This is a genomic window from Shewanella youngdeokensis (genome assembly GCF_033180165.1).
In the GTDB taxonomy this organism is placed as follows: domain Bacteria; phylum Pseudomonadota; class Gammaproteobacteria; order Enterobacterales; family Shewanellaceae; genus Shewanella; species Shewanella youngdeokensis.
Genome location: NZ_CP136522.1, coordinates 1,334,421 through 1,347,002 on the forward strand (window position 1 = coordinate 1,334,421; position 12,582 = coordinate 1,347,002).

At 40.7% G+C, this 12,582-nt stretch carries 7 protein-coding genes; all 7 read left to right on the forward strand.

Annotated features, from left to right (window positions below; translation table 11 throughout):
* The first annotated feature begins 12 nt into the window (after nucleotides 1–12).
* The 7 genes from rfbB to RGE70_RS05715 all read left to right on the forward strand — a co-directional run bounded on the left by rfbB (nucleotide 13) and on the right by RGE70_RS05715 (nucleotide 12,546).
* Entirely contained in the window at nucleotides 13–1,110 is a 1,098-nt protein-coding gene (gene rfbB / locus RGE70_RS05685) for a dTDP-glucose 4,6-dehydratase (RefSeq protein ID WP_310470563.1), read from the forward strand.
* 34 nt (nucleotides 1,111–1,144) lie between these two features.
* Nucleotides 1,145–2,560: a mannose-1-phosphate guanylyltransferase/mannose-6-phosphate isomerase gene (locus tag RGE70_RS05690; RefSeq protein ID WP_310470564.1), complete on the forward strand. Its 1,416-nt coding sequence runs from the start codon at nucleotides 1,145–1,147 to the stop codon at nucleotides 2,558–2,560.
* A 2-nt stretch (nucleotides 2,561–2,562) separates the two neighbouring features.
* Nucleotides 2,563–3,993 carry a phosphomannomutase gene (locus tag RGE70_RS05695; RefSeq protein ID WP_310470565.1) on the forward strand — a complete coding sequence of 477 codons (1,431 nt, stop codon included), beginning with the start codon at nucleotides 2,563–2,565 and terminating at the stop codon, nucleotides 3,991–3,993.
* 165 nt (nucleotides 3,994–4,158) lie between these two features.
* Nucleotides 4,159–7,329 (forward strand): coiled-coil domain-containing protein, encoded by a 3,171-nt coding sequence (locus RGE70_RS05700; RefSeq protein WP_375087905.1) that lies wholly within the window; start codon nucleotides 4,159–4,161, stop codon nucleotides 7,327–7,329.
* Between the two features lie 30 nt (nucleotides 7,330–7,359).
* Entirely contained in the window at nucleotides 7,360–8,748 is a 1,389-nt protein-coding gene (locus RGE70_RS05705) for a hypothetical protein (protein WP_310470567.1), read from the forward strand.
* Between the two features lie 47 nt (nucleotides 8,749–8,795).
* Nucleotides 8,796–11,588, forward strand: a complete 2,793-nt coding sequence (locus RGE70_RS05710; RefSeq protein WP_310470568.1) for a coiled-coil domain-containing protein — start codon at nucleotides 8,796–8,798, stop codon at nucleotides 11,586–11,588.
* Nucleotides 11,581–12,546 carry a sulfotransferase family protein gene (locus RGE70_RS05715; protein ID WP_310470569.1) on the forward strand — a complete coding sequence of 322 codons (966 nt, stop codon included), beginning with the start codon at nucleotides 11,581–11,583 and terminating at the stop codon, nucleotides 12,544–12,546. The genes RGE70_RS05710 and RGE70_RS05715 overlap by 8 nt, the downstream gene beginning before the upstream one ends.
* Nucleotides 12,547–12,582 lie beyond the last annotated feature (36 nt).

Here is a 12,582-nt window from a genome sequence, read left to right on the forward strand (position 1 = left end):
CAGAGTTTAAATATGAATAATAAAAAAATATTAGTGACAGGTGGTGCCGGTTTTATTGGGGCTAATTTTGTTCATTACTGGTTAAACAATAATCCTAACGATACAGTGGTTGTATTAGATGCACTAACTTATGCAGGTAATATAGCAAATCTTGACCCAGTAATTGATAACCCTAATTTTACTTTTGTTCAGGGTAATATTTGTGATACGGAGTTAGTTGAACTGTTATTAAATGAGCATTCAATTACTACCATAGTACATTTTGCAGCTGAGTCTCATGTTGACCGCTCGATTACCGGTCCTGATGCATTTATCGAGACCAATATTTTAGGTACTTACAGCCTGCTTAAAGCAGCAAAAAAAATATGGATTGAACAACCTACATTAAAAGGCGAACCAATCGTTGACCATCGTTTTCACCATGTCAGTACGGACGAAGTATATGGTACGTTAAGTGCGACAGATCCGGCATTTACAGAAGACACTGCTTATGCGCCCAATTCGCCGTACTCAGCCAGTAAGGCTGCATCGGACCATTTAGTACGCGCTTATCATCACACTTATGGTTTACAGGTGACGACTTCTAATTGTTCGAACAATTATGGACCGTATCATTTTCCCGAGAAATTGATCCCACTTATTGTCACCAATATCCTTAGTGACAAGCCGCTACCTGTATATGGTGATGGTCAACAGATCCGTGATTGGTTATATGTAGAAGACCATGCCCGTGGCATAGAGCTAGTCTTGAAACAAGGGCGCGTAGGCGAAAATTATAATATTGGTGGTAATAACGAATGGGCCAATATAGACATTGTTAAGCTTATTTGTAATAAAATGAATGCTAAGTTTGCTAATTCACGGGAACTCACAACTCAGTTTCCACAAGCAACGTCAGTGATCGCTGGTTGTGCTGAGCAGCTAATAACCTTTGTCGAAGACCGCGCAGGTCATGACAAACGCTACGCTATCGATGCTGACAAATCTAATACTGAACTTGGCTATGTACCAATTCAAAATTTTGAATCCGGTTTTGAAAAGACCTTAGATTGGTTTCTTGATAATAGTGGTTGGTGGCAATCAATTTTAGATGGTAGTTACCAGAAATAACTCAGAATATTAAAATTAAAAAATGGAATATATAATGAAACTTACTCCCGTAATTATGGCCGGTGGCTCAGGAACACGCCTTTGGCCATTAAGTCGTTCACTTTTTCCAAAACAGTTTTTAGCGCTTGCTTCTAACGTCAGCATGTTACAACAAACAGTGCAACGTACCGCGGGTTTGCCAAGTGATGATAGTATTTTGTTATGTAACGATGATCACCGTTTTTTGGTAGCAGAACAGCTTAGGGCCCTTAATTACAAAGGGGCGAGAATTATGCTTGAACCTGCAGGGCGAAATACGGCTCCAGCTATTGCTTTAGCAGCATTTGATATTGTAGCTACTAAACAAGATTCATTAATGATGGTAATGGCAGCAGATCATGTTATTGACAATCAAAAAGCATTTGAACAATCGGTTATAAATGCGATTGAACTGGCAATACAAGATAAGTTAGTCACATTTGGTATCGTTCCTAATGCACCTGAAACAGGTTATGGATATATCAAACGAGGTCATGAATTACAAAATACAGCTTTTGATGTTAATGCATTTGTTGAAAAACCTGATCTTGAAACGGCTCAAGCCTATATTGACAGTGGTGAATACTACTGGAATAGCGGTATGTTTATGTTTAAAGCCAGTGTCTATCTAGCATCACTCAAAGAGTTTTCTCCAGCGATTTATGCAGCGTGTGAGCAGGCTTACAATGAAAAAACAGAAGATTTAGACTTTATTCGCGCGGGTAAGGAAGCATTTTTAAATTCACCAGATGACTCTATCGATTACGCGATAATGGAGCGAACCACTGATGCCGTCGTGGTGCCAATGGATGCTGGTTGGAGCGATTTAGGCTCTTGGTCTGCATTGTGGGAAATTGATAAAAAAGATGATAACCAAAATGCTGTCAATGGCGATGTTGTGTTACATAACACATCAGGGTCTTTGGTTCACGCAACTAACCGGTTAGTCACTACGGTAGGGCTTGATGATGTCATCATTGTTGAAACAAAAGATGCCGTGTTAGTTGCCGCTAAAGATCAGGTTCAAGACGTCAAAGAAATTGTTAATAAGCTCAAAGCTGAAGGTCGATGTGAGTTTAAACATCATAGAGAAGTTTACCGCCCTTGGGGGAAGTATGACTCTATTGATAATGGTGAGCGCTATCAAGTTAAACGAATTACGGTAAAGCCTGGTGCAAAACTGAGTGTTCAAATGCATCATCACCGCGCTGAGCATTGGATTGTTGTCTCTGGTACAGCCAAAGTGACTAATGGTGATAAAGATATTTTATTAACTGAAAACCAATCAACTTATATTCCAGTTGGCGTTATTCATGCTTTAGAAAATCCGGGGAAAGTTGACCTAGAGCTTATAGAAGTGCAGTCAGGCAGTTACTTGGGTGAAGACGATATCGTTCGATTTGAAGACCGTTATGGCAGAGTAGGTAAATAATAATGGCAGCACAAATCCTAAATACTAAGCAGATACTGGCCAACAGTGGGGTTCAATTCGGTACCAGCGGCGCAAGAGGGCTAGTGGTCGATTTTACGAGCGACGTATGTGCTGCCTTCACTGCTGCATTTATTAATGTAATGAAGGTGGGCTACCAATTTAATAAAATTGCTATTGCAATTGATAACCGCCCTAGCAGCTACGCAATGGCACAAGCTTGTTCAGCAGCCGCAGAGCAGCTCGATATTGAGGTCATCTATTATGGTGTACTACCAACCCCTGGTCTAGCGTATGCGGCAATGCAGCAAAGCATTCCATGTATTATGGTCACAGGCAGTCATATTCCCTTTGATCGCAATGGGCTAAAGTTCTACCGACCAGATGGTGAAATTAGCAAACAAGACGAGCTTGCAATTCTTAATGTAAATGCGTCATTTTTCCAAATAGATACCATTAAAGAGCTGGATTTAGACAATAGCGCCACAGAGCTATACGTCAAAAGGTATACCAGCCTTTATAGTAACAAACCGCTACTAGGTAAACGAATTGGTATTTATGAGCATTCAAGTGCTGGCCGTGACTTATATGCACAAGTTTTTGAGCAATTAGGTGCTGAAGTCATTTCTCTTGAGCGGACAAATACATTTGTTCCAATTGATACCGAAGCGGTGTCAGAACAAGATTGCCAAAAAGCAATAAATTGGTCTAAAGAGTTTAATTTAGATGCAATTTTTTCAACCGACGGTGATGGTGACCGGCCTTTATTAGCGGATGAAAATGGCACTTGGTTACGAGGTGATATTCTCGGTTTACTTTGTGCGTCTCAATTAGAAATACAAGCTTTAGCAGTACCTGTTAGTTGTAATACGGCGATCGAACTCAGCCAATATTTTTCTACCGTCACAAGAACTCGTATTGGTTCGCCTTATGTCATTGCGGCTTTTGAGCCTCTAAGTAAGCAATATTTGTCTGTCGCGGGCTTTGAAGCTAACGGTGGTTTTATTTTGGGGTCAGATGTTTCATTAAACAACACACTGATTAATAGCTTACCTACGCGAGATGCTTTGTTACCCGCTATCGTGGTTTTAGTGGCAGCGCAAAAAAGTAGCTTAGTGGATTTAGTCAGCTCATTGCCTCGCCGAGTGACGGCAAGTGACAGAATCAAAGATTTTGCCACTAGTCGCAGTATCGCTATCATTGAACAAGGTCAACAAAATCCACAAACGTTACTAGAACGTCTAGGGTTTCAACAAGAAACTATTGCTAAATTGGATAGTACTGATGGCTTAAGAATGACATTGTCTAACCAAGATATCATTCACTTAAGACCTTCAGGCAATGCGCCTGAGTTACGTTGTTATGCGGAATCTCGCACTGAAGAAACTGCAAAAAATTACGTATTGCAGGTGCTAGATAAAGTGACATCTATTTAGCTGCCTTGATTAACTACAGTACATTTTGCTGTAGTTAAACTTTAGCTAAAAATGTTGCGCTTTTTACCTGCTATATAGCTGTTGTGTATTTGGGTGCTAGTTACTTTTTGCACGCCAATAAGTCATTTATGGTAAGTTGATGTTAGAGAATAAATTGAGAACAATATGTCATTATTAATTTGTACTGGCCTAGTTAATTCATCTTGGGAGCAACTACCTCAGCAGTTTAATTCTGCCGGTTTGTTAGATATTACCAGTAATAATGAGGTTGCCCATCTTGTTGAGCAAATATCATTAGCGGCAAGTTCAAAACAAATCGCTAAACTCTTAACTGATATAGGTACTTTTTGTACGAAGAATGACTACTTTATTACTTTACCGTTTGGTGTTATTACAAGTGAGTTGGCGGCGGGTGTCTCTTCTAGTCATGAGAGTGACATAAAATGGCTTCTGTTTTATGGGCGGCCAACACACTATCTAGCCAATATATCTAATAACCCGATAACAGCCAAAGCGTTTGAGGTACATTTTAGTCAATGGCAACAACAAGCTCGCTTGCTTGGTGAGGTCTACCGCCAAGTATCGCCAATGGCAACATTGTTTAATATTGGTGAATGCATAACAAGCCCACAAGCGTTTATTGACTACATTGGAACATTAATTGACTCTAAGCTCGATGCTCAGAGTGTTAATATATTAGAAAAGTCATTACCTGAACAGCTAGTAACTTATCTTGGGGAAACAGCCTTTGCTGGCTCAGAGCAATTAGAGCTGTTAGAAGAACTGTACGATGACTTAAAGCTACAAACTGATTTTATTACTTCGTTATCAGAATTTAACCAATTAGAGCAAGTGGCATTAAGTGGTTTGTTTATTGAGCTTCAAAGTGCAGTTAGTAATTTAATGTTAAAGGCAAAACGGCTTAATAAATCTTTACTGCACAAAGGTGTTGAACTCAGTCAATTAGATGAGGTTAATGTTACAAATAAACATGAGTTAGAAAGACTTGTGCTTGTAATGGCAAATGTAGAAACTGAAAACACAGTTTTGCACACAAAAATATCAGAGCTTAATCAAAGTCATTTATCAGAAGTTGAGCTACTCACACTGCAACTGACTCAGCTGCAAGATGAACTAGCGTCAATTAATGCCATCAATTTTGATGCAAATGCGCAACTGCAACAGTTAACTAATAGCCTTAACACATCGCAAAGCGAGCTTGAAAATGAACTAGAACATAACGCTAAATTATCATCTGATTATGACAATCTAGTTATTAAGCATGAACAGGCATTAGTGGAACTTGACTCTTTAAATGTGAAACTGCAAGAAGCTGCAGTGATTAATAAGCAAAAACAAGAAGCTATAGCGAATTCAGAAGGTATTGAAGAGCAGTTAAATGAAGTTAGCAATCTAAATGCTGAGTTGATGGCTGAAAGTAAAGTGGCTTTGTTGCAAATAAATCAACTGCAAGAAGAGCTTGAAGATACATTTCAAAATAATCAAGAACTAGCTCAAATGGTTGAAAGCTTAACCAGTGATTTGCAGCAAGCGTTACAGGCAAAGGCAAATGTTGATGCTGAAAATGAAATTACGCTATTGCAAATAAATCAACTGCAAACAGAGCTTGAAGAGGTGTTTTCAGAAAGGCAAGAACTGGCCCAAAAGCTTGCTAGTCAAGACGGTAATTTAAAGCAGCTGCTGCAGGAACAAGTCAGTAGTCATGCTGAAAATGAGAAAGCATTGTTGAATATTAATCAACAGCAAGCAAAACTTGAAAATACATCTAAAAATAATCAAGACCTAACTCAAACGGTTGACAGCTTAAAAAGTGATTTGCAGCAAGCGTTACAGGCAAAGGCAAATGTTGATGCTGAAAATGAAATTACGCTATTGCAAATAAATCAACAGCAAACAGAGCTTGAAAATACATCTAAAAAGAATCAAGAACTAACTCAAATGGTTGACAGCTTAAAAAGTGATTTGCAGCAAGCGTTACAGGTTAAAGGCAATGCTGATGCTGAAAAAGAGATTACGCTATTGCAAATAAATCAACTGCAAGCAGAACTTGAAGAAACATTTCAAAAACAACAAGCACTAACTCAGACGGTTGAAAGCCTAGGAAGTGATTTGCAGCAAGCGTTACAGCTAAAGGCAAATACTGATGCTGAAAATGAAATTGCGTTATTGCAGATAAACCAATTACAAGAAGAGCTTGAAATATATTTTCAAAAATTTATAGAGCAGGAAAAATCAATGGACAAGTTAACGCCAAATAAAATGGCTAAAATTGAGCAAGCTTTTAGCTATGTTTCTATTAATAGCATTGACTTGCTTGGGCAATACGATACAGATGGCTACCATGAGTTAAAGTTACAGCTAAATAACCTAGCCCTAGCTGATGGCCGACTTTTTGAGTCTTTGCGTTGTAAGTTGGTGAATAATTCGGGGTGCTTAGGAATTGAGTTTAGGCCTACCGATGAGCTGGCTGATTACATACAGTGGCACGACAAATACAGTGATGAGTATGGATCTTATGTTGTTTATTATCCTCAACCTTCCGGGCCTTTAAAGGCTGAACAAGACTATTTGTTTGAACGACTCAATAGTAGTGATCGAATTCTAATTAATAGTATTGCCAATAATTTAGCCCATTACTTGGCCGCAGACGACGCATTGGTAAACCTTGCTGAGTTATCAAGTGCTTCATTACGACACTGGCGTGTTAATGCTTACCAGTTGGCCTCGCAAGCCAGTAAAGCCAAAGATTGGATGAGCTTCGACGCGATTAATCTTAAAGAAGAGATGCGAACAGAGGGTTATGAACACCTGTGGTTAACATTTGACAACTTATTAATTGGTGAGCGTCATTTTGAACAATTTGACATAAAAGCATCTGTTACAGAAATTACCGACGAAGCAGTGTTTGCGAATCAATTTTCACTTGAGTTTAGAGAGCTCGCCAACGGTTTGGCACCATTACAAGCGTGGCCACCTGAAGCATCGGATGATTTTGGCGATAAATTGATTTTAACAATCAATACCGTAAGCGATACGCTTGAAATACAAGGTATTGAGCACTTAACTCCAGCTGACCAATCTTTAGTTGGGCATTTGATTAATAATTTTTCGGCATTTATTGGCAAGTTACATCAGCAGCAAGTTGTCTTCGATAGGTCATGGCAACAGTGGGAAGGCATTGGTAACCGCTTATATTCACTAAAGCACCAGCCGGTTCAAGTTGTGGAATCTTTTGAACAAGACGTTTTCTACAAAGTGGATGAGATAAAGAGCCTTGAACAAAATGAACCCCCATTGCAAAGTGCAGATAAGTAATATTAATCAGTAACGGGGTACGATATTACTATGGCATATGAGTTGGCGGTTATTGACCCCGGATTAATGGAGCTTGGCGGACATCATGCTGGTTTTGCAACATCGCTACAGGAGTTGCTTGCTCAAGGGGGCGCAAGCGCCCCTAAAAGGGTTAAAATATACGCGCATACAGCAATAGACCAGCGTTTGGCTCAGCAGTTAATGCCAGACGAGTGTGCCGGCAAAATGGAAGTTGAACTTTTATTTTCAACCAACTTTTATCAATTATTTGAAAAACAAAATACCATTGCAGATGCCAACTCATACATTAATAAGTTAGCCCGTGAGTATTTTAAAGCTCTTTTGGCTTACTATGACGAATATGAGTATCGCCGGACTAAACAAAAGCAAGTTAACAAAGCGCTCTTTTTTTACCCCTGCTTAAGTTGGGAACACGCCAACGCATTATCTATAGCGCTTTCAATGCTTGATAGTAAGCAGCATGGTCAACATACAGTAGATGCACAACATGTTGTTTGTGCAATGTATAATCCAGGCATTAACCATCAAGGCTCAACAACAAATTTAAGCCAGCGGGTTAAGTTTTATCATGGGTTTCGGCGTTTGGCTCGTCACGCATGTGTTAGAATTTTTGCTAGCGATAAAGAGCTATCGACTCAGTATCAGCAGTTACTACAAATGCCAAAGCCGTTACCCATTCATCCGTGCTACTTGCTGGACTGGGCGCAGCTTGCAAATACCCAAATAGCATCCAATAAGGTTAATCAAGTCGCAACAGTATTGCTTTATAGTGGCGATGCAAAGCAAAACAAAGGTATTAATTTAGTTCCTGAACTTGTAGATGTGTTAGCGAATAATTCGCCGCAATTACAATTACAATTACAATTGCAAGTGCAATATACAATAAGCTGGCAGTATCCAGAAATAGCTGAAGCTTTGGTTAAGTTAAGTCAACAAGCTGAACAATATTCTAATTTTAGTCTCTATAACCAATTTTGGAACCAAAGCGAGTTAATACAACACTTAATTGATGCTGAAGTTGTACTATTACCCTATAACGCCAAAACATATAGTGATAAAAGTTCAGGTTTTTTGTGGTTATGCGCGGCATTGAATAAGCCCGTGATATTGCTTGGTGAGTCATGGTTATCGAGAGAGGCTAAAAGGTTAGGTGTTAATTTAACTATTGTGCCCGAATTAAATGTTGTGCCAAGTGATTGCAATGCTGCTGAAAACTACATTAATAGCATAGCGAAGGCCATATTGGGTGTTGTAGTACACAAGGCTGAAAAGTTAGCCGAGGACAAGTCAATTATGCCAGCGGATACTTCAGAGCCTGAAGTTGTTACACAGTATAGGGCGCAAATCTTTGGTGCCATGTTTGACTGGTTTAAGCTACTAAGTAAGCGCCCTACATAAATAATACAGTGACATTACATATCAGTACATAAGGAAGAGCTAAACGAATGCTAAGTTATTTGCAGAATTTACTTATTGAACCTAATACCAAATTAGGTAATGTGCTGCACCTTGGAGCTGGACGTTGTAGCGAATGGTCAACGATTGGCATATTGTCTCCACTCGCAGTAGTACTGGTTGATGCGCATAGTGCTTATTGCAATAAGCTGAGCAAAAAGTTCAAACAGACAGCCAGTGTGAGTGTGTTGAATTGTTTAGTTCAGCCAAATGAATCTGCAATTAATAGCTTTAATCATTGTAATAACCCACGTTATAGTTCGACGCTTGTGCCAAGCAAAATTATTGATTATTTACCGAATTTAGCGGTTGCTGAGCAAACTGAAATTAGCCAGACCAGCTCGTTAAACGCATTGATTGATCAATTACACTTTACCAAAAGTGTTACCGAGGCACCGCGATTAAACCTACTGGTTATTGAAACCTTAGGGGTTGAAAACGCCATATTAGCAGCAGCCACTACTGAGCGACTAACTCAGTTTGATCTGATTGCGGTGCGAAGTAGCGTTGAGCCAATGTATGAAGGCGGTGACAAAGCGAGTGACGTGATTTCAACCCTTACTAACCAGTATTATGATTGTGTATACCGCAGCGATGCTGCTAATGGATTCGTAGAGCTTGTATTTAAAGCCAACCATCACTTGATTCACAGTATTGGGCAGGTGCAGGCGCAACAGCAGCAAATTACAAATCTTGAGCTTAAACTGCAAACAGGGCAACAACAAATTGTTGCTAGTCAACAGCAAGTAGCACAATTAGAACAAGTCCATGCCGAGTATCAAACACAAGCTGTTGAGGAGCTCAGTAATATTTGCGGCGAAATTGCTCGCTTAGAAAGTGAGCTCACCCAAACGCAAAAGCAAGTAGCGTGTTTAACTGCTGAAAAAGACAAGTCGCAAGCGCAGTTGTCCCAATTTGATGCGCAAGCTCAGCAGGCTAACGCGCAATACCAAGCACTACAAACTGAACACCAGCAATTAACGCTAGTAAATAACCAACTGCAGGAATGCAGCGAGACTGAAAAGACCCAGTTGCAAGCGCAGTTGTCCGAGCTTGATGCGCGAGCTCAGCAGGCAAATGCGGAATATCAAGCGCTACAAGCTGAACACCAGCAATTAACGCGAGCAAATAGCCAACTGCAGGAAGCCAGCGAGGCTGAAAAGGCTCAGCTGCAAGCGCAGTTGTCCGAGCTTGATGCGCAAGCTCAGCAGGCTAACGCGCAATACCAAGCACTACAAACTGAACACCAGCAATTAACGCTAGTAAATAGCCAACTGCAGGAAGCCAGCGAGGCTGAAAAGGCTCAGCTGCAAGCGCAGTTGTCCGAGCTTGATGCGCGAGCTCAGCAGGCTAACGCGCAATATCAAGCGCTACAAGCTGAACACCAGCAATTAACGCGAGCAAATAGCCAGCTGCAGGAAGCCAGCGAGGCTGAAAAGGCTCAGCTGCAAGCGCAGTTGTCCGAGCTTGATGCGCAAGCTCAGCAGGCAAACGCGCAATATCAAGCACTACAAGCTGAACACCAGCAATTAACGCGAGCAAATAGCCAGCTGCAGGAAGCCAGCGAGGCTGAAAAGGCTCAGCTGCAAGCGCAGTTGTCCGAGCTTGATGCGCAAGCTCAGCAGGCAAACGCGCAATACCAAGCACTACAAGCTGAACACCAGCAATTAACGCGAGCAAATAGCCAACTGCAGCAATGCAGCGAGGCTGAAAATGCCCAGCTGCAAGCGCAGCTGTCCGAACTGGATGCGCAAGCTCAGCAGGCTAAAGCGCAATACCAAGCACTACAAACTGAACACCAGCAATTAACGCGAGCAAATAGCCAACTGCAGCAATGCAGTGAGGCTGAAAAGGCCCAGCTGCAAGCGCAGTTGTCCGAGCTTGATGCGCAAGCTCAGCAGGCAAATGCGGAATATCAAGCACTGCAAGCTGAACACCAGCAATTAACGCGAGCAAATAGCCAGCTGCAGCAATGCAGCGAGACTGAAAAGACCCAGTTGCAAGCTAAGTTGTCCGAACTTGATGCGCAAGCTCAGCAGGCAAACGCGCAATATCAAGCACTACAAGCTGAACACCAGCAATTAACGCGAGCAAATAACCAACAGCAGCAATGCAGTGAGGCTGAAAAGGCTCAGCTGCAGGCGCAGTTGTCCGAACTTGATGCGCAAGCTCAGCAGGCTAATGCGCAATATCAAGCACTACAAGCTGAACACCAGCAATTAACGCGAGCAAATAACCAACAGCAGGAATGCTGCGAGGCTGAAAAGGCCCAGTTGCAAGCGCAGTTGTCCGAATTATCATCTAAGTTAGATGAGCAAACCCATTGGCACCATGAAAACAAAAAATGGGCTGAGGCTCTAGTTGTTCAGGTTGAAGAAGGTAAACGTCAACTTGAAGAGCGCCAAAGGAGTGCTGATTTAGGGCAAAAGCTTCAAGCAAAAGCGCAAATTGATTTAGATGAACTAAGGCAAAAATATCAGCAAAAACATCATAACGAGCAGCAGCTAGTCGAACTAATTAAAGAGCTCCGCATTAAACTGCAACAGGCTGCGAATTATTACCAACAACTACAGTTACAAGCTACAGAGTTGAAGGGCGCGGAAGACGTAAATATTGCAACAAATTCAGTTTCGCTATTAACGCCGGCGACTGAACACACAGAAAATGAATCAACCAGCAGTAATTTAACTGAAAATAACAAAAGTAATGTGAAAAGTAAGGCGAAAAAAAACAAGTCAAAAAAGCGCAGTAAAAAAGCAAACAAGAGGCTAAGCAATGTCTGACAGTCAGCTAACTGCTTTATTAAGCGAACTTGAGCGCTCTTTATCATTAATTGATGAGTCAAAGGTCATAGAACCTGCGGATCCTAAATCTGCGTTGCCCAGTGGTGCCAAGCTCATTAATTTTAGCCAGCCCGATTCACTGCTGGCTAAGTGCGACCAAGTATGCGCTAAATATCAAAATGACAAACCAGTATTAAGGGTCATTCATCATCTTGCTTGCAGTGGCGGTTCGTTAATATCGAAGTGTTTTTCAGCAATGCCTAACGCATTTTTATTGAGTGAGGTTCACCCACATTCATATCGTCATTTACCAAAGAATGGCGCTCAGTTTTTACCATCAGACATTGCGACACTGGCAAAGCAGGCTAACTTCCCTCATTCTGATAAGCTAGCAAAAAAAATATTTACCAATGCAATAACAGCTACCTATGAGCATGTGTCACAACTTGGGGGCATACTGATATTAAGAGACCATAGCCATTCGGATTTTTGTGTAGGCGATAAAGTCGCAACAAGTTCAACAGTAGTGAGTACCTTAGAACAACAGTTTGACATCCAATCTATCGCTACATTAAGAAACCCAATTGATGCATATGCATCATTAAAGAAAAACTGGTGGTTGCATTTTCAGCCAGATGATTTTGATTCATATTGTGACAGAGTTTTAAAATTTTTATCTCAATTTGAAAAATCAAAAATATTCTTCTACGAAGACTTTGTAAATCAACCTCAACAAGAATTAGCAAATATGTGCGAAACCCTGGATTTGCCTTTCTATGATGATTTTCAATTCCTGTTTGATGTTTTTAATGTCACAGGAGATAGTGGCCGAAAAGGCAATAGCATTACCCCCCGAAAAAGAAGAGATATTGAACCAGAGTTAAAAGAGCAAATTGTTAAATCGAGTAACTTTAAATTACTATGTGAACAGTATCATCTTGATTACTTTCCAAAATAAACTTCATGCCAACGTTTAATTGATGACAAAAAGAAA